Annotated in this window: 19 protein-coding genes; 13 read left to right on the top strand and 6 right to left on the bottom strand. The window is 72.1% G+C overall.

Annotation, left to right across the window (positions count from 1 at the left end; translation table 11 throughout):
* Positions 1-39 precede the first annotated feature (39 nt).
* From ACIOWN_RS22525 to ACIOWN_RS22495, 7 genes are all read left to right on the top strand, one after another.
* The gene (locus ACIOWN_RS22525; RefSeq protein WP_362351282.1) at positions 40-3,585 is read left to right on the top strand and encodes a hypothetical protein; all 3,546 of its coding nucleotides are present in this window, start codon (positions 40-42) and stop codon (positions 3,583-3,585) included.
* 58 nt (positions 3,586-3,643) lie between these two features.
* Positions 3,644-4,642 (top strand): LacI family DNA-binding transcriptional regulator, encoded by a 999-nt coding sequence (locus ACIOWN_RS22520; RefSeq protein WP_362351285.1) that lies wholly within the window; start codon positions 3,644-3,646, stop codon positions 4,640-4,642.
* 119 nt (positions 4,643-4,761) lie between these two features.
* Complete coding sequence (locus ACIOWN_RS22515; protein ID WP_362351288.1) at positions 4,762-6,114, top strand: sugar ABC transporter substrate-binding protein; 1,353 nt, start codon at positions 4,762-4,764, stop codon at positions 6,112-6,114.
* 5 nt (positions 6,115-6,119) lie between these two features.
* Complete coding sequence (locus tag ACIOWN_RS22510; RefSeq protein ID WP_362351291.1) at positions 6,120-7,073, top strand: sugar ABC transporter permease; 954 nt, start codon at positions 6,120-6,122, stop codon at positions 7,071-7,073.
* Complete coding sequence (locus tag ACIOWN_RS22505) at positions 7,070-7,945, top strand: carbohydrate ABC transporter permease (protein WP_362351294.1); 876 nt, start codon at positions 7,070-7,072, stop codon at positions 7,943-7,945. The genes ACIOWN_RS22510 and ACIOWN_RS22505 overlap by 4 nt, the downstream gene beginning before the upstream one ends.
* 31 nt (positions 7,946-7,976) lie before the next feature.
* Positions 7,977-9,584: a glycoside hydrolase family 13 protein gene (locus ACIOWN_RS22500; RefSeq protein WP_362351297.1), complete on the top strand. Its 1,608-nt coding sequence runs from the start codon at positions 7,977-7,979 to the stop codon at positions 9,582-9,584.
* 68 nt (positions 9,585-9,652) lie between these two features.
* Positions 9,653-11,836: a discoidin domain-containing protein gene (locus ACIOWN_RS22495; protein ID WP_362351300.1), complete on the top strand. Its 2,184-nt coding sequence runs from the start codon at positions 9,653-9,655 to the stop codon at positions 11,834-11,836.
* 105 nt (positions 11,837-11,941) lie between these two features.
* On the opposite strand, the gene ACIOWN_RS22490 is transcribed toward ACIOWN_RS22495, so the two are convergent.
* Both ACIOWN_RS22490 and ACIOWN_RS22485 read right to left on the bottom strand, forming a co-directional pair.
* Positions 11,942-12,604, bottom strand: a complete 663-nt coding sequence (locus tag ACIOWN_RS22490; protein WP_362351302.1) for a response regulator transcription factor — start codon at positions 12,602-12,604, stop codon at positions 11,942-11,944.
* 14 nt (positions 12,605-12,618) lie between these two features.
* A complete protein-coding gene (locus tag ACIOWN_RS22485) occupies positions 12,619-13,836 on the bottom strand; it encodes a sensor histidine kinase (RefSeq protein WP_401983185.1) in 1,218 nt (405 codons plus the stop codon).
* A 108-nt stretch (positions 13,837-13,944) separates the two neighbouring features.
* Between ACIOWN_RS22485 and ACIOWN_RS22480 the strand changes: the two genes are divergently transcribed.
* From ACIOWN_RS22480 to ACIOWN_RS22470, 3 genes are read left to right on the top strand one after another with little or no spacing between them, the layout of a single operon-like run.
* On the top strand, positions 13,945-14,886 hold the full coding sequence (locus ACIOWN_RS22480) for an ATP-binding cassette domain-containing protein (protein WP_362351308.1): 942 nt from the start codon (positions 13,945-13,947) through the stop codon (positions 14,884-14,886).
* Positions 14,887-14,888: 2 nt separating this feature from the next.
* The gene (locus tag ACIOWN_RS22475; protein WP_362351311.1) at positions 14,889-15,623 is read left to right on the top strand and encodes an ABC transporter permease; all 735 of its coding nucleotides are present in this window, start codon (positions 14,889-14,891) and stop codon (positions 15,621-15,623) included.
* Between the two features lie 15 nt (positions 15,624-15,638).
* Positions 15,639-16,037 carry an AAA-associated domain-containing protein gene (locus tag ACIOWN_RS22470; RefSeq protein WP_401983184.1) on the top strand — a complete coding sequence of 133 codons (399 nt, stop codon included), beginning with the start codon at positions 15,639-15,641 and terminating at the stop codon, positions 16,035-16,037.
* Positions 16,038-16,065: 28 nt separating this feature from the next.
* On the opposite strand, the gene ACIOWN_RS22465 is transcribed toward ACIOWN_RS22470, so the two are convergent.
* Together ACIOWN_RS22465 and ACIOWN_RS22460 are read right to left on the bottom strand one after the other, a co-directional pair.
* Complete coding sequence (locus ACIOWN_RS22465; RefSeq protein WP_362351316.1) at positions 16,066-16,476, bottom strand: metalloregulator ArsR/SmtB family transcription factor; 411 nt, start codon at positions 16,474-16,476, stop codon at positions 16,066-16,068.
* A 4-nt stretch (positions 16,477-16,480) separates the two neighbouring features.
* A complete protein-coding gene (locus tag ACIOWN_RS22460; RefSeq protein ID WP_401983261.1) occupies positions 16,481-18,295 on the bottom strand; it encodes a phosphatidylglycerol lysyltransferase domain-containing protein in 1,815 nt (604 codons plus the stop codon).
* A 205-nt stretch (positions 18,296-18,500) separates the two neighbouring features.
* On the opposite strand from ACIOWN_RS22460, the gene rodA reads away from it, so the two are divergent.
* The gene (gene rodA, locus ACIOWN_RS22455; protein WP_362351319.1) at positions 18,501-19,706 is read left to right on the top strand and encodes a rod shape-determining protein RodA; all 1,206 of its coding nucleotides are present in this window, start codon (positions 18,501-18,503) and stop codon (positions 19,704-19,706) included.
* Between the two features lie 10 nt (positions 19,707-19,716).
* Here rodA and ftsW read toward each other — a convergent pair whose 3' ends face one another.
* A complete protein-coding gene (ftsW, locus tag ACIOWN_RS22450; protein ID WP_401983183.1) occupies positions 19,717-21,111 on the bottom strand; it encodes a putative lipid II flippase FtsW in 1,395 nt (464 codons plus the stop codon).
* 146 nt (positions 21,112-21,257) lie between these two features.
* The gene (locus ACIOWN_RS22445) at positions 21,258-21,644 is read right to left on the bottom strand and encodes a hypothetical protein (protein ID WP_401983182.1); all 387 of its coding nucleotides are present in this window, start codon (positions 21,642-21,644) and stop codon (positions 21,258-21,260) included.
* A 146-nt stretch (positions 21,645-21,790) separates the two neighbouring features.
* On the opposite strand from ACIOWN_RS22445, the gene ACIOWN_RS22440 reads away from it, so the two are divergent.
* Together ACIOWN_RS22440 and ACIOWN_RS22435 are read left to right on the top strand one after the other, a co-directional pair.
* On the top strand, positions 21,791-22,024 hold the full coding sequence (locus ACIOWN_RS22440) for a hypothetical protein (RefSeq protein WP_362351328.1): 234 nt from the start codon (positions 21,791-21,793) through the stop codon (positions 22,022-22,024).
* Positions 22,025-22,170: 146 nt separating this feature from the next.
* On the top strand, positions 22,171-23,718 hold the full coding sequence (locus tag ACIOWN_RS22435; protein WP_401983181.1) for an LCP family protein: 1,548 nt from the start codon (positions 22,171-22,173) through the stop codon (positions 23,716-23,718).
* Positions 23,719-23,763 lie beyond the last annotated feature (45 nt).

Genomic DNA, 23,763 nt, shown 5'->3' with positions numbered 1-23,763 from the left:
CTCCGGGAAACTCTGGGCCGTCGGCGACACGGGGGCAGCATGGTCGGGGGACGTCCGCCGAAGGGCGACCAACAGCGCTATCCGGAACTGGACGAACTGGCGGCGTGGTTCCGCCAGGCGGTCGCGGACGCCGGATACGAGAGTCTCAACGCCGTCGTGCGCGCGGAGATCGCCCACAAGAACGTGGTCTACGGCGTCTGCAACGCCACCCGGATGGTGAAGCAGGAGGTCGTCCGGTCCTTCGCCGTGGCCCTGGGACGTGAGCCCGCCGAGGTCGTCCCCCTCTGGATCCGGGCCAAGGAGGCCATGGACCGTGCCGCGAGCGCCGCCAAGCGGGCACAGGCACCCAGGCTGTCCTCGTGGAGCGAACTGCCGTTGCCCTCCCTCATGGTGCGCAACCTGCTGGAGGCCCAGGCGAAGGCGGTGGAACGACTGCCCTACGACATGCTGCACGTGACCGAACCGCCGCTGTCCGCCGTGTACGTGAGGCAGCGGATCCGCGTGCCCGACGCGGCGGGGGACGGCCTGGGCCGCAAGGGAACGCCGTCGGACGAGAAGCCGGACGCGTTCGCGTCCAAGGCGGCCTCGCGCTACGACGGCGCTCAGCGCGCCGAGACACAACTGCCGGTGCCGAGGGCGCTGGTCCGCCATCAGCACCTGCTGATCACCGGCGAGCCCGGCGCGGGGAAGTCCACGCTCTCCAGCCACCTCGCCTGGTCCCTCTCCCGGATCTGGCTGCGGCAGGACAGCAGCCTCGACGCACCCGTCGACGAGCCCGTGCTGCCCGTACGGGTCGCCGCGCGCACGCTCCTCGGGGAAACGGCGTCGTGGAGCGCGGTACTGGGCCGGGCCGTGGGCCGCAGCCTGGGCCACAGCCTGATCGTGGACCCCGACCCCCGGATGTTCGGCGGACGAACCCACGGGGCCCGTTGGATGGTTCTGGTGGACGGCCTGGACGAAGTGGCCGACCGGGCCTCGCGCGCCGAGGTCATCAGGATGATCGCGCTGCACGCGCGGACGGACGGCGACTACCGTTTCGTGATCACCAGCCGGCCGCTGCCCGAGAGCGAACTCGCCCCGTTGCGCGGCGCGGCCGTGGGCGAATACACCATGGAGCCCTTCGGCGCCGAGGAGCTGAAGGACTTCGCCGGCAAATGGTTCGCGGCGCAGTACGAGGACAAGTCGTCGGCGCGGGCCGCCTCCGAACGCTTCCTCGAAGAGGTGGAGGACAGCCGGCTCCAGGAGTTGGTCCGCAACCCCCTGCTCGCCACGATCGCCGCCGTCAGTGCCACCGTGGACCCCGCCAACCCGCTCCCGACCAGCCGGCTCAGTCTCTATCAGCGCTTCTTCGACCACCTGCTCACCCAACGTGCGGTGGGGCGCGCGGAACTGGGCCGGCGCTACGCGTCCGAGCCGGAACGCATGGCTCTGCATCTGTGGCTGGACGGCGAGAAGCGAAACCTCCTCGGCGCGCTCGGGCAGCGCCGGCTCGAAGGCGAGGAGTCGCTTTTCGAGGCGGCACTGAGCTGGATCCGTGAGCACGGCCGCGAGCATCTGGGCCTCGAGGGGTGGCAGGCCGAGGTCAGGGACTTCCTGCGCGGCACGGGGCTGCTGGTCCAGGAGCAGCACGACTACCGCTTCCTGCACCACTCCTTCGCCGAGTTCTTCGCGGCCCGCGCCTACGCGGAACGCACAGGCCCGGACTTCCCCGGTCTGGAGTCGTGGATCCTGCGTGCCTCCTTCCACGAGGACAGGCAGACCCTGACGATATTCGTGCTCTGTCTGTGGGCGGAGCGGGAGGAGTGCGAGGCCGACCGGATCGCCGAACAGTTGCTCGGCGGGGCCGCGGGCGGCCACAGCCGGCCACTGCTGGCGGGCCTGCTCCTCGCCGAGGGCGTGCGCTTCGGCGAGCGGTACCGCCGGCTGCTGGTCGAGCGGCTGGTGAGCATAGGCTGCAGCGCCCGCGACGAGCCGGACCAGGAGGAGGCCTTCGCGGCCCTGGGCTCGCTGGGGGCGGAGCCCGGAGTACTGGACGTACTGGAGCGCCTGGCACGCGACGAGTTGCTCGGTGACGCCAAGCGGCTGCTGGCCGTCGAGGCGTTCAGCCGATGCGGCCCGGCGGAGGTGACCGAGGAACTGCTCGCCCTCGTGATGCACGGCGTGTACGGCTGGCTCGGCAAGGTGGCACGTGTGGCCCTCGCCCTGGGGGACTCGGCACGGGAACTCGTCCGCAGCCGGGCCTGGGAACTCGCGGGGGAGCCCGCGGTCAACGGCTGGCATCTGTCCCGGGCGGCCCAGGCCCTGGCGCAGATGGGAATGCGCGAGGACGCCGTACGGCTGGCCCGCAAGGTACTGGAGGATCCGTCCGCCGGATCGAACTCCATGCACCGGGCCACCGAGGCATGGCTCACCGCGGCGCCCGGCGGGGCGCGGGAGCTCACCGACATCGTGCTGTCCTGGCCGCCCGCGAGCCAGTTCAACCGCCTGGCCGTGGGCAAGACGCTGGAGAAGTCGGGCGAGATCGAGGCCGCCTCCCGTATCGCCCTGGCACTGCTCAGGTCGGGGGCCACCGGCCAGGAGACCACCGAGTGGGCGGCCGGCCTGTGGGCCAAGTCGCAGGGGCCGGAGGGGCGTACGGAGATCGAGGCCGCCTTCGCGCGCAGCGGGGCCGACGCCGGTCACTACCTGTGGGTCCCGGCCCGCCTCCAGCAGGCACTCGCGGGCCTCGGCGCGGACCGGGCGGCCGCCGACTGGGCGCGCCGGACGCAGAGCGGGGACCGCTGGGGAACCTGGGGGGCGGGGGCGGCCGTCAAGACCTGGCTGGTGGCACAGGGGCTGCCCGCCGTGGACACGGTCATGGAGCACATCTCCCGGGGGAGCGCGCTCGCCCCCGCCGATCGTCCCGCGGTGGCGGAGGCGCTTCTCGACGCCGGTGCGCTCGGGGAGGCGGGAGAACTGGCCGAGCTCGCGCTGCGCACGCCCGGCTGTCCGCGCGCCGGATACGAGCAGGCGACCCGCGTGCTGCTCAAGGCAAGGGGTGGCGAGGCCGCGGACCGCCTGCCGGAGATCTGGGAGCACACCCCGGCGCTGGCCGACGACCCCGACTGGCTCAGGGGCGTTCTCCAGGTCCTGCCCCAGCAGGAGGACCACCTGGCCGTCGCCTCCGCGCTGGCACGGCGGCTCGTGGCACTGCCCGCCGGCGACGAGGACGACGTGCTGAGCGGCCTGCGGGTCGTCCTCTCCCTGGAAGGCGCAGAGGCGACGCCCTACGTCATCGACACCGTGATGAGCCATCCGTGGGTCACCTGGGGCCTGGTGTGCGACACGGCCACGGAACTCGCGGCCCTGGGAGAGCGCAAGGCGGCCCTCCGGCTCTGGGAGCACGCCCTGGGCTTCCCCAACCCGCCACAGGGTCTGGAGCTCTCCCTGCTCCTCGCCATGCAGGCCGCGGGGCTGGACGCAGAGGCCGCGGCCCGCATCCGGCAGCTCGTCGACGCCTCCTCGACACCGCCGCCCCGACGGCTGCGCCTGCGGCAGTTGCTGGCCTGGCTCGAAGCGGCCGGGCGGGCGCCGGAGCAGGGGTGACTGCCGGGCCGCACCCTTTACGCAAACAGTTTGCGTTTCTTGCGTTACGCTTGCGCGCATGACGCGACGACTTGCGGAAGTGGCGAAGAAGGTCGGGGTCAGTCAGGCCACGGTCAGCCGGGTGCTCAACGGGAAGCCCGGAGTGTCCGACGCCACCCGGCAGGCGGTGCTCTCCGCGCTGGACGTGCTCGGGTACGAGCGGCCGACGCAACTGCGCGGCGAGCGGGCCCGGCTGGTGGGCCTGGTCCTGCCCGAGCTGCAGAACCCGATCTTCCCGGCCTTCGCGGAGGCCATCGGCGGCGCGCTGGCCCAGCTCGGGCTCACCCCGGTGCTGTGCACCCAGACCAAGGGCGGGGTCTCCGAGGCGGACTACGTCGAGCTGCTGCTGCAACAGCAGGTCTCCGGCGTCGTGTTCGCGGGCGGCCTCTACGCCCAGGCGGACGCGCCGCACGACCACTACCGGCGGCTCGCCGAGCGCAACATCCCCGTGGTGCTGGTCAACGCGGCCATAGAGGACCTCGGTTTCCCTGCGGTGTCCTGCGACGACGCGGTCGCCGTGGAGCAGGCCTGGCGCCATCTCGCCTCCCTGGGGCACGAGCGGATCGGCCTGGTGCTCGGGCCGGAGGACCACATGCCGTCGGCCCGGAAGCTGGCCGCGGCCCGCACCCTCGCGGGCGAGCTGCCCGACGCGTTCGTGGCGCGGGCGATCTTCTCCATCGAGGGCGGCCACGCGGCCGGGGCCAAGCTGATCGACCGCGGGGTGACCGGCCTCATCTGCGCCAGCGACCCGCTCGCGCTCGGAGTCGTACGGGCCGCCCGGCGCAAGGGACTCGACGTGCCCGGTCGGATCTCCGTCGTGGGCTACGACGACTCCGCGCTGATGAACTGCACGGAACCGCCGCTCACCACCGTGCGCCAGCCCATCGAGTCGATGGGCAGGGCCGCGGTCGAACTGCTCAACGCGCAGATCGGCGGCACCTCCGTACCGGCCGACGAGCTGCTGTTCGAGCCGGAACTGGTGGTCCGTGGCTCCACCGCGCAAGTACCGCGTGACTGAGATCCAGTAGATCCTCTTCACTGTCAAATAATTACAGATTCTGCGCGATATCTTGCGAAGCCCTGTCGCCGGTGCTTGAGTGTGCGGCGCCCACAGCTCCTGTCCAGAGGGGTCCACCGATGTCAAGCACCGGCTTCCGCCGCACACTTGCGGCGATCGGCGTCTGTTCCTCCCTTGCCCTCGTCGCCACGGCCTGCGGGTCGTCGGACGACGAGTCGTCCGGCGGCAAGACCCGCATCACCGTCAACTGCGAGCCGCCCAAGAGCGCCAAGGTCGACCGGAAGTTCTTCGAGGAGGACATCGCCTCCTTCGAGAAGCGGAACCAGGACATCGACGTCGTCGCGCACGACGCCTTCCCCTGCCAGGACCCGAAGACGTTCGACGCCAAGCTGGCCGGCGGCCAGATGGAGGACGTCTTCTACACCTACTTCACCGACGCCAGGCATGTCGTGGACATCAACCAGGCCGCCGACCTCACCCCGTACGTCAAGGAGCTGAAGAGCTACGACACCATCCAGCAGCAGCTGCGGGACATCTACACCGTCGACGGGAAGGTCTACGGCGTCCCGCGCACCGGCTACTCGATGGGCCTCATCTACAACCGCAAGCTCTTCGAGAAGGCGGGCCTCGACCCCGACAAGCCGCCGGCCACCTGGGAGGAGGTCCGCGCCGCCGCCAAGAGGATCGCCGCGCTCGGCGGCGGAACCGTCGGCTACGCCGACTACAGCGCCCAGAACCAGGGCGGCTGGCACTTCACCGCCGAGCTGTACTCGCAGGGCGGCGACGTCGTCGACGCCGACGGCAAGAAGGCCACCGTCGACACCCCCGAGGGCCACGCCGTGCTCCAGAACCTGCACGACATGCGCTGGACCGACGACTCGATGGGCAGCAAGCAGCTCCTCGTCATCAACGACGTGCAGCAGATGATGGGTTCGGGCAAGCTCGGCATGTACCTCTCCGCCCCCGACAACATCCCGATCCTGGTCAAGGAGAAGGGCGGCAACTACAAGGACCTGGCCCTCGCCCCGATGCCCGGCGGCAAGGGCACGCTCATCGGCGGCGACGGCTACATGTTCAACAAGAAGGCCACGCCCGAGCAGATCCGCGCCGGCCTCAAGTGGCTCGACCACATGTTCCTCACCCCCGGTGAGGGCTTCCTCGGCGACTACGCCCGCGCCAAGAAGAACGACGGCCCGGTCGGACTGCCCGAGCCGCGGCTGTTCACCGGCGCCGCCGACGCCAAGGACCAGGAGGTCAAGAAGGCCAACGCGAACGTCCCGGTGGAGAACTACCAGGCCTTCCTCGACGGCAACAAGAACCTCCAGCTGAAGATAGAGCCGCCGAACGCCCAGCAGATCTACTCCGTCCTCGACGGGGTCGTCTCCGCCGTCCTCACCAAGAAGGACGCGAACATCGACCAGCTCCTGGGGGACGCCTCCGGCAAGATCGACAGCATCCTGGCCCGGAGCTGACGGCGATGACGAAGACGGCAGCGCGGCGATCCGCCCCGGCGGTCGCCGTACGCTCCCTCCCGGCGCCGCCCCCGGCAGGGGACCGGAGGCGGCGGCGACTGCGCGACCAGCTCCACGCCTACGGATTCCTCCTCGGCGGCCTCGTCTGCTTCGCCCTGTTCTCCTGGTACCCGGCGATCCGCGCGGTCGTGATCGCCTTCCAGAAGTACACGCCGGGCGCCGAGCCCGAGTGGGCCGGCACCGCCAACTTCACCCGCGTCCTGCACGACCCGGAGTTCACGGCGGCCTGGCGCAACACGCTCACCTTCACGCTGCTGGCCCTGCTCGTCGGCTTCGCCGTCCCGTTCGTCCTCGCCCTGGTCCTCAACGAACTCCGCCACGCCAAGGCCTTCTTCAGGGTCGTGGTCTACCTGCCGGTGATGATCCCGCCGGTGGTGAGCGCCCTGCTCTGGAAGTGGTTCTACGACCCCGGCGCCGGCCTCGCCAACGAGGCGCTGCGCTTCCTGCACCTGCCCACCTCGAACTGGACCAACGGCGCCGGCACCGCACTGCTCTCCCTGGTGATCGTGGCGACCTGGGCCAACATGGGCGGCACCGTACTGATCTACCTCGCCGCGCTCCAGTCCATCCCCGGCGAGCTGTACGAGGCCGCGGAACTGGACGGCGCGAACCTCCTCCAGCGCGTGCGGCACGTGACGGTCCCGCAGACCAGGTTCGTCATCCTGATGCTGATGCTCCTCCAGATCATCGCCACGATGCAGGTGTTCACGGAACCGTTCGTCATCACGGGCGGCGGCCCGGAGAACGCCACGGTCACCGTCCTCTACCTGATCTACAAGTACGCCTTCCTCTACAACGACTTCGGCGGGGCCTGCGCGCTCAGCGTGATGCTCCTGGCGCTGCTCGGCGCGTTCTCCGCCGTCTATCTGCGGCTCACCCGCTCCGAGGGGGACGCATGAGCACCCGGACCCTGATCTCCCCGGCCGTCCTGGCCCGCCCGCGCGGAAAGGCCGTCTACTGGACCGTCTTCACCGGTGTCGTCCTGCTCTTCGCGCTCGCCTTCCTCTTCCCGGTCTACTGGATGGCGACCGGCGCGATGAAGTCGCCCGACGAGATCGCCCGCACCCCGCCCACCCTGCTGCCCGAGCGCTGGCACCTCGGTGGCTTCACCGACGCCTGGGACCTGATGCAGCTCCCGCGGCACCTGTGGAACACGGTGGTGCAGGCCGCCGGCGCCTGGGCGTTCCAGCTGGTGTTCTGCACCGCCGCCGCCTACGCCCTGTCCAGGCTGAGACCCGCCTTCGGCAAGGTGGTCCTCGGCGGCATCCTCGCCACCCTCATGGTCCCGGCGCAGGCCCTCGTCGTACCGAAGTACCTGACGGTCGCCGATCTGCCGCTGATCCACACGAGCCTGCTCAACGACCCCCTCGGGATCTGGCTGCCGGCCGTCGCCAACGCCTTCAACCTCTACCTCCTCAAACGGTTCTTCGACCAGCTCCCGCGGGACGTGCTGGAGGCCGCCGAGATCGACGGCGCCGGACGGCTGCGCATCCTGTGGTCGGTGGTGCTGCCCATGTCCCGGCCGGTCCTCGGCGTGGTCTCGATCTTCGCGCTGGTCGCCGTGTGGCAGGACTTCCTGTGGCCGCTGATGGTCTTCTCCGACACAGGCAAGCAGCCGATCAGCGTGGCCCTCGTCCAGCTTTCGCAGAACATCCAACTGACCGTTCTGGTCGCCGCGATGGTGATCGCCAGCATTCCGATGGTCGCCCTGTTCCTCGTCTTCCAGCGGCACATCATCGCCGGGATCAGCGCCGGCAGCACCAAGGGCTGACACGGCCCCCCTCGAAAGAAAGGCACGCACTGTGGGACAGCCCACCCATGCCCGGAAGCAGACCGACTGGTGGCGGTCCGCCGTCATCTACCAGGTCTATGTGCGCAGTTTCGCGGACGGCGACGGGGACGGCACCGGCGACCTCGCCGGAGTCCGCGCGAAGCTCCCGTACCTCGCCGAACTCGGCGTGGACGCCCTCTGGTTCACCCCGTGGTACCTGTCGCCGATGAAGGACGGCGGCTACGACGTCGCCGACTACCGGGCCATCGACCCGGCCTTCGGAACCCTCGCCGAGGCGGAGAAACTGATCTCGGAGGCGCGGGAACTGGGCATCCGCACCATCGTCGACGTCGTACCGAACCACGTCTCCGACCAGCACCCCTGGTTCCGCGCCGCGCTCGCCGCGCCGCCGGGCAGCCCCGAACGCGAGCTGTTCCACTTCCGCGCCGGCCGCGGCGAAAGGGGCGAACTGCCTCCCAACGACTGGCCGTCCCAGTTCGTCGGCTCCACCGAACCGGTGTGGACACGGCTGCCCGACGGCGACTGGTACCTGCACCTGTTCACTCCCGAGCAGCCCGACCTCAACTGGGACCACCCGGCGGTCCGCCAGGAGCACGAGGACATCCTGCGCTTCTGGTTCGAGCGGGGCGTCGCGGGCGTCCGCATCGACTCGGCCGCCCTGCTCGTCAAGGACCCCGCGCTGCCGGACCTCGTCGAGGGCCAGGACCCCCACCCGTTCGTCGACCGCGACGAACTCCACGACGTCTACCGCTCCTGGCGGTCCGTGGCCGACGCCCACGACGGCGTCTTCGTCGGCGAGGTGTGGCTGCCCGACCCCGAGCGTTTCGCCCGCTACCTGCGCCCCGACGAACTGCACACCGCCTTCAACTTCTCCTTTCTGTCCTGCCCCTGGGACGCCGGACGGCTGCGGGAGTCGATCGACACGACACTCGCCGAGCACGCCCCCGTGGGGGCGCCCGCCACCTGGGTGCTGTGCAACCACGACGTCACCCGCACGGTCACCCGCTACGGCCGCGCCGACACCGGGTTCGACTTCGCCGCCAAGGCCTTCGGCACCCCCACCGACCTGGCCGTCGGCACCCGCCGGGCCCGGGCCGCCGCCCTGCTGTCCCTCGCCCTGCCCGGCGCGGTCTACGTGTACCAGGGCGAGGAACTCGGCCTGCCCGAGGCCGACATCCCCCTCGACCGCATCGAGGACCCGATGCACTTCCGCTCCGGCGGCACCGACCCCGGCCGCGACGGCTGCCGGGTCCCGCTGCCCTGGGCGGCCGACGCGCCGTACGCCGGATTCGGCTCCCGCGAGGAACCGTGGCTGCCCCAGCCGGCCGGCTGGCCCGCGTACGCCGTCGACCGGCAACAAGGCGACCCCTCCTCCATGCTCACCCTCTACCGCGCGGCGATCCGCCTCCGCCCGGCCTTCGGCGACGCCCCCCTGACCTGGCTGCCCGCCCCCGAAGGCGTCCTCGCCTTCACCCGGGCCGACGGCGCGACCTGTGTCGTCAACCTCGCCGCCACCCCCGCCGAACTACCCGCCCACACAGAACTCCTGCTGAGCAGCGGCCCGTTGGACGAGTCCGGCCGGCTCCCGCAGGACACGGCGGCCTGGCTGCGCGCCTGAGCCCGCGCAGCCCGCCCGCCGCGACGCACCGCGCTATCCCCGCACCCCCACCATGAAGGGATCAGCACATGCACGCGACCACCAGGGCCGGATCAGCCCGGCGCCTGCCGGCCATCGGGGCGAGCGTCGCCCTCGCCGCCGGCATGCTCGTCACCCTCGGCGCGCCCGCCGCCCACGCCGCGGCGGGCGCCACCCTCCCCTTCACCTCGGTCGAGGCCGAGTCCGCCACCACCAGCGGGACCAGGATCGGGCCGGACTACACCCAGGGCACGCTCGCCTCCGAGGCCTCCGGGCGCCAGGCCGTCCGGCTGTCCTCCGGGCAGCGCGTGGAGTTCACGGTGCCGCGCGCCGCCAACGCCGTGAACGTCTCCTACAGCGTCCCCGACGGCCAGTCCGGCACGCTCAACGTGTACGTCAACGGCACGAGGCTGAGCAGGACGCTCGCGGTCACCTCGAAGTACTCCTACGTCGACACCGGCTGGATCGCCGGCGCCAGAACGCACCACTTCTTCGACAACACGCGCCTGCTGCTGGGCCAGAACGTCCAGCCCGGCGACAAGGTCGCCGTGGAGGCCGCGAACGTCCAGGTCACCGTGGACGTCGCCGACTTCGAGCAGGTCGCCGGGGCCGCCTCACAGCCCGCCGGATCGGTCTCCGTCACCTCCAAGGGCGCCGACCCCAGCGGTCAGGGCGACTCCACACAGGCCTTCCGGGACGCCATCTCCGCCGCGCAGGGGGGCGTGGTGTGGATCCCGCCGGGCGACTACCGGCTCACGTCCTCCCTGAGCGGCGTCCAGAACGTCACCCTCCAGGGCGCGGGCAGCTGGTACTCGGTCGTGCACGCCTCCCGGTTCATCGACCAGTCCAGCTCCTCGGGGAACGTGCGCATCAAGGACTTCGCGGTCATCGGAGAGGTCACCGAGCGCGTCGACTCCAGCCCCGACAACTTCGTCAACGGCTCGCTCGGACCGAACTCCTCCGTCTCCGGCATGTGGCTCCAGCACCTGAAGGTAGGCCTGTGGCTGACCGGCAACAACGACAACCTCGTCGTCGAGAACAGCCGCATCCTCGACACCACCGCCGACGGCCTCAACCTCAACGGCACCGCCAAGGGCGTGAAGGTCCGCAACAACTTCCTGCGCAACCAGGGCGACGACTCGCTCGCCATGTGGTCGCTGTACGGTCCGGACACCAACAGCAGCTTCGAGAGCAACACCATCTCGCAGCCGAACCTCGCCAACGGCATCGCGATCTACGGCGGCACGGACATCACGGTGAAGGACAACCTGATCTCCGACACCAACGCCCTCGGCAGCGGCATCGCCGTCTCCAACCAGAAGTTCCTCGACCCCTTCTCCCCGCTGGCCGGCACCATCACGGTCGACGGCAACACGCTGGTGCGGGCCGGCGCGATGAACCCCAACTGGAACCACCCGATGGGCGCGCTGCGTGTCGACTCCTACGACAGCGCCATCAACGCCACCGTCCGCATCACCAACACCACGATCACCGACAGCCCGTACAGCGCCTTCGAGTTCGTGTCGGGCGGAGGCTACGGGTACCCGGTCAAGGGCGTCACCGTCGACGGCGCGACCGTGAGGAACACCGGCACGGTCGTCGTCCAGGCCGAGGCGCAGGGCGCGGCGACCTTCCGCGGCGTCACCGCCACCGGCGTGGGCGCGGCGGGCATCTACAACTGCCCCTACCCGGCGGGCTCGGGCAGCTTCGCGCTGACCGACGGCGGCGGCAACTCCGGCTGGAACACCACCTGGTCGGACTGCTCGACCTGGCCCAAGCCCGGCCAGGGCAACCCCGACCCCGACCCGGGCCGCAACCTCGCCAAGGGCCGCCCGGCCACCGCCACCGGCTCGCAGGACGTCTACACCCCGGGCAACGCGGTCGACGGGAACGCCAGTACCTACTGGGAGTCCACCAACAACGCCTTCCCGCAGTCACTGACGGTCGACCTGGGCTCGAGCCAGGCCGTACGCCGACTCGTGTTGAAGCTGCCGCCGTCGTCGGCGTGGGGCGCCCGTACCCAGACCATCACCGTCCAGGGCAGCACCGACGGCTCGTCCTACTCCACCGTCGTCGGCTCGCAGGGCTACCGCTTCGACCCGGCCACCGGCAACACGGCCACCGTGTCCCTGCCGGGCGACACCAACCTCCGCTGGCTCCGCCTGACCGTCAGCGCCAACACCGGCTGGCCGGCAGGCCAGTTCAGTGAAGTGGAGGCCTACCTCACCCCGTGACCGCCGGTGTCCCGCGCTTCGCCGACCGGACCGGCTCGTACACGCGTGCCCACAGCCCGGCGAAGCGCGGGGCCCCGCCCCCGTGTCCCTCCCGCCCGCCCGGCCTCAACCCGGCGCGACGAACCCGGACTCGTATGCCGCGATGACCGCCTGGGTTCGGTCGCGGGCGCCGAGTTTCGTCAGGACCGCGCTGACGTGGGACTTGACGGTCTCGGTGCCCACCACCAGGCGTGCCGCGATCTCCGCGTTCGACAGGCCGCGGGCCACGAGGCGCAGCACCTGTTGCTCCCGTTCGGTGAGCGCGGCGCGCTCCATGGCCGTCCGGGCCGCGGCGTTGCCGTGGTCCTCGCCGTACCGGGCGGCCAACTCGCGCAGCGCCGAAGGGAACAGCAGCGAGTCGCCCGCGGCCACCAGCCGTACCGCGTGCACGATCTCCGCCGGGCGTGCCCGCTTCAGCAGGAAGCCGTCGGCGCCCGCGCGCAGCGCCCCGTACACGTACTCGTCGTTCTCGAAGGTCGTCACCACCACGATCTTCGGCGGGTCCGGCACGGTGCGCAGCACGGCGCGGGTGGCCTCGATGCCGTCCATCAGCGGCATCCGCACGTCCATCGCCACGACGTCGGGGCGCAGTTGCCGCACCAGGGGGATCACGGCGGCCCCGTCGGCCGCCTCGCCCACCACCCCGATGTCCGGCTGAGCCTCCAGCACGGCGCGCAGGCCCGCCCGTACGAGCGGTTCGTCGTCGACGAGGAGAACGGTGATCGGCATCCGGTCAGCGTAGATCACCGCAGCGGCAGGTCGACGCGCACCAGCCACCAGTCGCCGTCCTGCCCCGCCTTGGCAGCGCCGCCGAGCAGCGCCGCCCGCTCCCGGATCCCGCGCAGCCCGCGGCCGCCACCCGCGCCGGCCGCCGGGGCCGCCGCCCCGCCCAGTCGGTTGCGCACCTCCAGCCGCAACCGTGCCTGCTCCACGGCGATGCGTACCCGGACGTCGACCGGCCCCGCGTGCCGCAGCACGTTGGTGAGCGCCTCCTGGAGCATCCGGTAGCCCTCGCGGGAGGCGGGACCGGGCACGTCCTCCAACGGCCCGGTCACCTCGGCGTCGACCCGTGCGCCCGAGGACCGCGCGGATTCCAGCAAGCGGTCCGCCTCGCCGAGGGCGGGACGGGGGCCGGCCGGCCGTCCCGTGTCCCGCAGCATGAGCAGCACCTGTTCCAGGTCCTCCAGCGCGGCCCGGCCGGTCTCCTCGATGGCCTCCAGCGCCCGGTCGGTGAACTCCGGGTCGGCGGCCGCCCGTGCGGCACCCGCCTGGACCACGGCCAGAGTCAGCGCGTGGCCGAGGGAGTCGTGCAACTCCCGTGCGATCCGGTTGCGTTCCAGCAGCCGCTCGGTGCGCTGCTCCAACTCCGACAGACGCTCCCTGACCGACGGCCCGAGCAGGCGACGGGCGGCCTGGGCCATGAGGGCACCCGCCACGGCGACCACCGCGAGCAGCACCAGCACCGGTACCGGGACGAGGAGGGCGTACCACCAATGGGACCCGGGAAGCATCAGAAGCGAGTCGGTGCCGCCGGGGCTCCCGGCGGCAGCCCCGGCCAGCGACAGCGAGAGCGCCGGCAACTGGTCCGACACCAGCCCGAGCGCGAGTCCCGCCTCCATGCGCAGCACCATCCAGGCACCCGTTCTGGCCCGGTCGCTCCATGAGGCGGACGGCGCCGCGGAAACCCCCGGATCCTCCTCGCTCCGCACCCGCGCGTGCGGTCCGGGGAACAGCATCAGCCGTGCCTGGAGCCCCTCCGCACGGCGGATCGAGGGCACCATGGCCGCGGCCAGGACCAGCGGGACGGGAAGGACAGCGATCAGTGCCCAGTCGGCGGGCGTCGGCTTGACCAGGCCGGGATAGACCAACGCGCAGACGATCGGCAGGATCGCCCCCACCAGCACGTGGAGCCAACGGGTGTAGGTGACCGCACGTGTCAGCGGCGACAGCAGGCCAGGCATGCCGCCATCCTGGCAGAGCGGGCGGAACCGTCGGCTCCCCCGCACGGGGGAGACGGTCTCCTCCGGCGGGGGAGGCCAGGACCCCGCCCGCGCGGCCACGCTGAAGCCATGAACAGCATCCAAGTGCGAGGCCTCACCAAGGAGTACGGCGGCACCCGGGCCCTCGACCGTCTGACGTGCACCATCGAACCGGGCCGGGTCACCGGGTTCCTCGGCCCCAACGGCGCCGGCAAGTCCACCACCATGCGGCTCGTCCTCGGCCTCGACCGTCCCACCGCCGGCTCCGCCACCGTGGGCGGCCGCGCCTACACGGCCCTGGGCGAGCCCCTGCGCACCGTCGGCGCGCTGCTGGACGCGCAGGCGGCCCACGGTTCCCGTACCGCCCGCGACCAGCTGCGCTTCCTCGCCGTCAGCAACCGCATCCCGGCCCGCCGCGTGGACGAGGTGCTCCAGGAGACCGGTCTCGCCTCCGTGGCCGGCCGCCGCATCCGCACCTTCTCCCTCGGCATGCGCCAGCGCCTCGGCGTCGCCGCCGCGCTCCTCGGGGACCCGCCCGTCCTCATGCTGGACGAACCCGCCAACGGCCTCGACCCGGAAGGGATCGTCTGGATCCGCGAGTTGCTGCGCCGGCTGGCTGGGGAAGGCCGCACGGTCCTGGTCTCCAGCCACCTGATGAACGAGACCGCGGCCTTCGCCGACCACCTCGTCGTGCTCGGCCGGGGCCGGCTCCTCGCCGACACCCCCATGGAGGACTTCATCGAGCAGCACAGCCACCCGCGCGTCCGGGTGCGTGCCGGCGTCCCCGCCCGGCTGCGGGCCGTGCTGCTGGCCGAGGGATACACGGTGGCGGAGGGCGACGGCGGCCCGCTGGTGGTCGAAGGCGCCAGAGCCGAGCAGGTCGGAGCCGTCGCCGCCCGCGAAGGCATCCCGGTCCTCGAACTCACCGACGAACGGGCCTCCCTGGAGCAGGCCTATCTCGCCCTCACGACCGGCGAGGCCGAATTCGCCGCCGCGGCCGCCGTGTCCCCGACCACCGCGCAGGAGGTGTGACCATGTCCGTCACAGCCGTTCTCCACTCCGAGTGGATCAAGATCCGGTCGGTCCGGGCGAGCTTCGGCTCGCTCGTCGCGGTCTTCGCCGCCACCCTGGCCATCACGCTGCTCGTCTACTCCACCGTGGGCCGGGCGGAGGCGGAGGGCAGCGAGGACCTCCTCTTCGGAGCCTTCTACGCGATGAACTTCGCGCAGATCGCCGCCATCGCCTTCGGGGCCACCGCCGTCTCGTCCGAGTACGCGAGCGGGGCCCTGCGGGTCTCCCTGTCGGCCGTGCCGCGCCGGGGCCTGTTCTGCGCGGCCAAGACGGCGGTCGTGGGTGCCGTCGCCCTCGCCGTCGGCCTCGCGACCGGGTTCACCACCTTCCTCGTGGGCCAGGCGTTCCTGGGGGAGTACGCCGTCGGCCTCGGCTCACCGGGAGCGCTGCGGGCCTGCGTCGGCGCCGGGATCTACCTCGCCCTGATGGCCCTGCTCGCCGCGGGACTGACCTTTCTGCTGCGCAGCGCCGTCGCGGTGATCAGCCTGCTCATCCCGTTCATCCTGATCGTGTCCTTCGTGGTCGGGGACGTCGCCGACGGCGCCTCCCGCTATCTGCCGGACCGGGCCGGACAGCAGATCCTGCACCAGGAGGCGGCGGGCGGCCTCGGGCCCTGGACGGGCCTCGCGGTGATGGCGCTGTGGGTGACGGCGGCGCTGCTGGCCGGCTGGTGGGCGGTGCGCCGGCGCGACGCCTGACACCCTGGCCCGGGGTTGTCGACCGCCGGGCTGTGGGAGTCCGGCCAGTTCCCCACCCGGGCCATCGTGCTGGTCACCCGCAACATCGGGGAAGCCGTCCTGATGGCGGACCGGATCGTGGTGCTCGGGGCCGACGTCCAGGAGTCGAAGACCATCTTCGGCAGGGCCGCGATCCAGCTGCCGCTGGTCAAGGTGATCACCAGCAGCGTGCGCGGCAAGGCCGACGGCACCGCGCGGGCCGGGTTCTTCCGCGATCTGCTGGCCCATCACTACACCAGCGAGCAGGTCGACCAGCAGTTGGAGACGGCCACCGACTGGGGCCGCTACGGCGAGTTGTACGCCTACGACGCCGGGCCCGGGGAGTACCGCCGCGACGACGCCGGTGACGCGGCCGGAGTCACGGGCACCCCGTAGTCCGCCCGAGCACTGCGGGTCCGCCGCCTCAGGGGGTGCCGCCCAGGGCCGGACGGCGCGAGAGGGCCGGGCCGGCGGTGGTGGCCCGCCGGGGTGCGGGCGCGCTCTCCTCGCCGCCGGGGCCACCGCCTCCCGGCCCGCCGCCCTCGGTGACCGCGAGGTGGGCGGCCTCCAGCAGGGGGCGCACTCCCGCGGCCTGGTAGTAGATGCGCGTGCCCTCGCGGCGTGTGGTCACCAGACCGGCCGACCGGAGTCTGGCCAAGTGCTGGGAGGTCGCGGCCACATGGGCACCCAGCATCCGCGCCAGCTCGCTCACCGGCTGCTCGCCGTGGCTGAGCGCCCACAGCAGCCGGTAGCGGGAGGGGTCCGCCACCGCCTTGAGCACCGCCACCGCCCGGTCCGCCGCCTCGGCGTCCCACCCCTGTGCTTGCGTATCCATGCAACTAGGGTACCGGCGGTTCCCCGGGCGGCTCCAACGCGGCGGGCCTCGCCCCGGCGGGCACGGTCTCCGGCCGCCGCGGCCCGCGCCGCCACGGGACGGGCCAGGACAGGTTGAGGAACGCCTCGGCCTGGAGGGCGGCCAGGCTGATGCGGAGCAGGTCCCGGGCCGTGGGGTAGATCAGGAACCTCGGCTCCCACCGGGGCTGGAACTTGGCGTTGAACTTGTACAGCGACTCGATCTGGAACCAGCGGGAGAGGAACAGCAGCATCCCGCGCCAGGCGCGCAGGGCCGGTCCCGCGCCCAGGCGTTCACCGCGGGCGAGGGCGGCGCGGAACATCGCGAAGTTCAGCGAGACCCGGCCGATGCCGAGGCCGGGGGCCTGCTGGAGGGCCTTGACGATGAGGAGTTCGTTCAGCCCGGGGTCGGCGGTGCGGTCGCGGCGCATCAGCTCCAGGGAGATCCCGTCCGGTCCCCAGGGCACGAAGTGCAGGACCGCGCGGATGTCCCCGCCCGGGGCGGAGGTGCCGGCGTCCGGCTCCTTGTGGGCGGTGACGACCACGCAGTCGCCGTCGCCGGCCTCGCCGAAGCGGCCGAGGGCCATGGAGAAGCCGCGCTCCACCTCGGTGCCGCGCCAGGCGGCCGCCGCCGCGCGGATCTGCTCCGTCTCCTGCTCGGACAGGTCCCGCACACGGCGGATGCGACAGCTGTAGCCGCCCCGTTCGATGCGGTTGACCATCTGCCGGACATTGCGCATCGGCCGCCCGGACAGGGTGAAGGCCTCGGTGTCGACGACGGCCTCGTCGCCGATCTCCAGCGCGTTCAGACCGGCTTCGCGGGTCCACACCTCGCCGCCGGTCTCGCTGCACCCCATCACCGCGGGAACCCAGGCGTGCCGTGCGGCGGTGTCCATGAACTCCTTGATGGCGCCCGGCCAGGCCTCCACGTCGCCGATCGGGTCGCCGCCGGCGAGCATCACGCCGGACACCACCCGGTAGGCGATCGCCGCCTTGCCGGTGGGGGAGAAGAGCACGTTCTTGTCGCGGCGCAGGGCGAAGTAGCCGAGCGAGTCCCGCTCACCGTGCCGTTCCAGCAGGGCGCGCAGCCGTCGCTCCTCGTCGTCGCCCAGCACGGGTACGGGCGTGAAGGGGCGCAGCGCCAGGTAGAGGGTGGTGGCCGCGGTCAGCAGGCCGAGCGCGGCGAGCGAGAAGTACACGAGGTCGCTGGTGCGCTCGCTGGAGTAGTGCACCGGTCCCTCGATGCCGATCAGACCGTAGGCGACGTGCTGGATACGGTCGGACAGCGAGGCCGCGACGACCTTCCTGGGGTGCGCGCCGACGATCAGCAGTCCGGCGCCGAAGCTGAAGGCGCTCAGCAGGAGGAAGTTCCACACCGCCCGCCACCGGGTGCGCGGGTCGGACAGCGCGTAGAACTCCCGGCGGGCGACGAGCAGCAGCACGAACAGCAGCACCGTGACGGCGCCGGGCACGTGCTGGTGCCAGCGCAGCAGTTGCAGCGCCGCTCCCGTGGGCAGCAGGATCATCACCGCCCGCCAGGCCCGCCGTTTGCGGCGCCGCAGGGCGTGCGCGAGCATCACCATCAGCACGCCCACGATCAGCGAGGCGGCGGTCGCCAGGGACGACACGGCCCCGGGCAGGGCCCCGGCCAGGGTCTGCACCCGTCCGTGCCGCATACGGGGGGAGATCGCCCCCGCGACGTCGAGCACGCCCACGAGCAGGCACAGGTAGCCGGCCACGGTGGGCACGCGGTGGTAGGCGGCGCGAAGACGGTTCCGCGAGGCGCCTTCGTCGGTGGTCACGGAGTCCTTCACGAGGGGCCAGCGTAGAGCCTGCTGAGCGGGTGTGACCACGGGCGGGGCTGGTGATCACGTCGTTCCCCGGCGTGCTTCAATCAACGGATTGCGCAAGTGGGCGATGATGGCGTCCCGCGCCGCGAGGGATCCGGGACGACCTGCCGGGTCGAAACGCGATGAACAAGGCGAACCAGAGCGAAGGAGAGTCGCGATGGAGGTCGGGAGCAGGCTCAGGGAGCCGGGCGCCTCGCGGGCGACGGTCCTGCGCGCAGGGCCGCGGCCGCGCACGGCGTTCGGTACGGTCCTGCGGCGGCTGGACTGGCCGCTGCTGGGTGCCGCGCTGGCGCTGTCCGTGCTCGGCGCGCTGCTGGTGTACTCCGCCACCCGCGGCCGTACCCAGTTGACCGGAGGCGACCCGCACGCCTTCCTGACCCGCCATCTGGTCAACCTCGCCATCGGGATCGCCCTGGCCGTCGGCACCATGTGGCTCGGCCCGCGCGGACTGCGGGACCTCGTCCCCGTCCTCTACGGCGTGACGCTCCTGCTGGTCCTCGCGGTACTGACTCCGCTGGGCGCCACCATCAACGGGTCGCGCCGCTGGATCATGATCGGCGGAATGTCCGTCCAGCCCGCGGAGTTCGTCAAGGTCGCCATCGTGCTGGCCATGGCCGTGCTGCTGGCCACCAAGGTGGACACGGGCGACCGGCCGAGCCCGGACAGCCGCAGCGTCCTGGAGTCCCTCGCGGTGGCCGGTGTGCCCGCCCTGCTGGTCCTCCTCACGCCGGACCTCGGGCAGTTCATGGGCATCGGGGTGATCGTGCTCGGAGTGCTGCTCGCCTCCGGTGCCTCGGCGCGCTGGGTCACCGGACTGCTCGCGGCCGGCGTCCTCGGTGCCCTGGCGGTGTGGCAGTTGCATCTGCTGGACCAGTACCAGCTCAACCGGTTCGCCGCGTTCGCCGATCCCGCCCTCGACCCGTCCGGGGTCGGCTACAACACCAGCCAGGCAAGGATCGCCATCGGGGCCGGCGGCCTGCTGGGCCAGGGGCTGTTCCACGGAGCGCAGACCACGGGGCAGTTCGTGCCCGAGCAGCAGACCGACTTCGTCTTCAGCGTGGCGGGGGAGGAGTTGGGCTTCCTGGGTGCCGGGGCGCTGATCGCCCTGCTCGGCGTGGTGCTGTGGCGCGCGCTGCGCATCGCCCGCGCCTGCCCCGACCTGTACGGAACGGTGGTCGCGACCGGCATCGTGGCCTGGCTGGCCTTCCAGGCGTTCGAGAACATCGGCATGAACCTCGGCATCATGCCGGTCACCGGACTGCCGCTGCCGTTCGTCAGCCACGGCGGCTCGTCGATGTTCGCCGGCTGGGTCGCCGTCGGCATCCTCCAGGGCATCCGCCTGCAACGCCCGTTGTCCGCCTGACCCCGGCGCCTCAGCGGCGGCGCCCGGGCCGGCGCAGCAGGGCCGTGCGCATCCGCCGGCCTCGGCCGTCCAGCGCCGCGCGGACCGCCGGTTCGCTGCGGGTGGCGGCGAGCAGGATCCCCACCGCGTACAGGGTGGCGATCAGGGAGCTGCCGCCGTAGGAGAACAGCGGCAGGGGTACGCCCGCGACGGGCACCAGGCCGAGGACGCCGCCGAGGTTGATGAAGCTCTGCGCCCCGAGCCAGGTGACGATGCCGCCGGCCGCCAGGCGGACGAACGGGTCGTTGTGGCGGGCGGCGATGCGCAGGCCGCCCGCGAACAGCGCCGCGAACAGGGCCAGTACGGACAGGGTGCCGACCAGACCCAGCTCCTCGCCGGTGATGGCGAAGATGAAGTCGGTGTGCGGCTCGGGCAGTTGGCCCCACTTCTCCACGCTGGCGCCGATGCCGTTGCCGAACAGGCCGCCCGTCGACAGCGCGTAGAGGCCGTGCACCACCTGCCAGCACTGGTCGTTCGGGCCCGGGTCGCTCGCACCGAGGCAGGCGAACCGGGACACCCGGTGCGGCGCGGTCATGATCAGCAAGGTGGCCAGGAGTGCCGCGCCCGTCAGGGCGGCCCCGAAGAGCCGCGGCGGCGCACCGGCCAGCCACAGCAGACCGAACAGCACGGCGCACAGGATGACCGCGGTACCCATGTCCCCGCCGAGCATCATCAGTCCCAGCAGCAGCAGCGCACCGGGCACCAGCGGCACGAGCAGATGCTTCCACTGGTCCAGCAGCTTGTGCTGCCGCTTGCGGGCCAGCAGGTCCGCGCCCCACACCACGAACGCGACCTTGGCGAACTCGCTGGGCTGGAGCACGAACGGCCCTCCCAGGTCCAGCCAGTTGGTGTTGCCGTTGACGGTCCGGCCCAGCCCCGGCACCTGCACCAGCGCCAGCAGCAGCACGGACCCGGCCAGCAGGGGAAGGGCCAGTAACCGGTGTGCCTTCACGGACATACGGGCGGCCGGCAGCGCCAGCGCCGTGCCGATCACCGCCGCCATGATCTGCCGGCGCAGATAGTAGGTCGGCGGCAGACCGGAGCGCAGCGCCTGGATCTGCGAGGAGGAGAACACCATCACGAGACCCAGGCCGGCGATCAGCGCCGCACTGCCCGCCACCAGGTAGTAGCCGGTGAGCGGCCTGTCCCAGGCCCGCCGCAGCCGCGCGCGGGCGCGGTCGAGCGCGCTGTGTCCGGGCGTACGTCCCGCACGCCCGCCGCGCGGCCGGGCCGCCGCCTTGGGGGCCCGCCGCGGGGACGTCTTCTCCGGGGCCCGCGGCGGGGCAGGCCGGCGTCCGGGCGCAGCCTTGGCGCCCTGCGCGCCAGGCGCGCGCTTCTCCACGCGGACACTCTGTGAATTGCGCATGTGTGCAACCGTAGAGGTGCGGGAGTGCTCCCCGCGGGTACGGCGCTCCGATGCCGGTGGCGCATCGCCGCTTCGCGGCACGCGTATGTGGGCGCGCGGCCCCGGCCGCGCGGGGCCAGTCGCCATGGTGATCGGCCGCCGTCCCGTCAGGAGCGCGGCGCACGACGGCGCCGGAACGGGTTCCGGAAACGCCGCGGTCCGCGACGCGCGGCCCGCGGCCCGCCGTCCAGGAGGAGGCGGGCGGTGTCCTCGGGGCCCAGGGGAGCGTGGCCGGGACGGCGGGACCGGAAGCGGGTCAGGTGGCGTTCCAGGTCATCCCGGCCGTCCTCCTCGGTGCGTGCGACCAGGACCGGGCCCTGCGCGCCCTCCGGGGCGCGCAGGTCGACGAGACGCCCCTCGGCGGTGAAGGCCGCGAACTCCCCGTCCGCCACGTCGATGGCCTCGAGGCCGGCCTCCGTGGCCGGAAGCGAGGGGAGGACGGCAAGTTCCTCGTCCCGGTCGAAGACCAGGACGAGGTCGGCAGGATGGTTCACGTGCCCATCCTCCCCGGTCGGGTCCCCAATTCGCCAGCCGGGCGAGGAGGATGGCGAAATCATGGGTCCGAGGGCACCTCGGCCCGGGTCCCGGCGGGCGGGAGATCTGCTCGGGTCAACGATTGCGCAACCCGTAAACTGTCCCCATGGAACCTGGTGGTGGCGTGATGGGGCAGGATGCCGCGGTCCTGGTGGGCGGGCCGGCGGACGGGATGCGGGTCAAGGTCGCCGGGCGGCCGTGGGTGCTCCAGGTGGCGCTCCCCTGCCGGGCGGAGGCGCCGCGGGACGACGCACGCGTGGAGGCGGTCTACATCTACCGCCGTGACGCGCGTGCGAAGGGCGAGCCCCTGCGGTACGGATTCGACGCGGCCAGCCCCTGACCGCTCCCGCCCGGTCGGGCTTCGGGCCGGTCGCGTGCCCCGTCGCGCAGGCACCTCATCGACTGTTGCTACATTGCGCAACCGTACAACCATTGGGTGGGGTCAGTCGTCCCCTCTGTATGAGTACGACGGATGAGGGTGCGCGCATGACGACCAGCCACAAGACCGCTCCTTCGCGCCGCCGGAGCAGGGGAGTCCCGCCCCAGCGCCGGGGCGGTTCGCGCCGCGCCTCCCGCGGCGGCGGCGGACGCGCCCGCGCACGCACCGCCGTGATCGTGGCGCTGTCCCTGCTGGTGCTCGGCACGGCGGGGATGGGCTGGCTCTATCTGAAGCTCAACGGCAACATCAACACCTTCGGCGCCGACGGCGTGTCCGACGACCGGCCCGACGCCGGCTCGTCCAAGGGTGAGAACGTCCTGGTCATCGGTTCCGACGCGCGCGTCGGCGGCAACGACGCCCTCGGCGGCGGCAGCAAGGACGACATCGGCCGCTCCGACACCGCGTTCCTGCTGCACGTCTACGCCGACCACCAGCACGCCCTCGCCGTGTCCATCCCCCGGGACACCCTGGTCACCATCCCGCCCTGCAAGCTTCCCGACGGCAGCTGGACCGAGCCGCAGCCGAACACGATGTTCAACGCCGCCTACTCCGTGGGCAGCACCGCCGAGGGCAACCCCGCGTGCAGTCAGAACACCGTCGAGCACCTCACCGGGCTGCGCGTGGACCACACCGTCGTCGTCGACTTCAAGGGATTCGCCGCGCTGACCGACGTGGTGGGCGGGGTGCCGGTGTGCGTGCCGCAGGACGTGTACCAGAAGGATCTCAACCCCAAACGGGCCACCCGCGGCTCCGTGCTGTTCGCCAAGGGCGAGCAGACCGTCGCCGGGCAGAAGGCGCTGGACTGGGTCCGCATCCGGCACGGCATCGGCGACGGCTCCGACATAGGCCGGATCAAGCGCCAGCAGGCGTTCGTCGCCAGTCTCATCAAGAAGGTCAAGGACGACGGACTCACCCCGGGCAAGCTGCTGCCCCTCGCCGACGCCGCGACCAAGTCCCTGACCGTGGACCCCGGGCTCGGCTCGGCCGACAAGCTGCTGTCGTTCGTGCTGTCGTTGAAGAACGTGGACCTGCACAACACCAAGTTCGTCACCGTCCCGTGGCGCTATCAGGGCGCGCGGGTGGCCATCGTGGAGCCGGACGCCTCGGAGCTGTGGGCCGCGCTCAGGGCCGACCGCACCATCGACGGCAAGGACGCCGGAGGCAAGAAGGGCAAGAAGGGCAAGGCGGGCGCCTCCCCGTCCCCCGGCGCCGGTCGGGACGGCCTGGGGAAGGGCATCGACGTCAGCGTCTACAACGGCACCACCACCCCAGGCCTCGCCACGCGGGGCGCCGCCACCCTCACCGGCCGCGGCTTCACCGTCACCTCCACTGCGAACGCGGGCAGCCAGAACCACGCCACCACCCTCATCCAGTACGGGCCCGGCCGGCAGGCCCAGGCCGAGACGGTCGCGGGGCTCTTCCCCGGGGCCGAGCTCCAGGCACTGACCGGACCGGGCATCAACGTGGTCCTCGGCGAGGACTTCGCGGCCGCCCCGGACACAGCCTCGGCCGAGCCGACCTCCATGCCCACCGCGGTGGCGGCGGACGCCCGCTCGGCCGACGACGACCTGTGCACCAACCTGTCCTACGGGTAGGGCGGACTCGCCGGCGCGGCGCCCTGTCCGCCCGGCCCGCCGACG

This window comes from Streptomyces sp. NPDC087787, from assembly GCF_044743035.1.
Lineage (GTDB): Bacteria > Actinomycetota > Actinomycetes > Streptomycetales > Streptomycetaceae > Streptomyces.
This window is presented reverse-complemented; position numbering and strand designations above follow the sequence as displayed.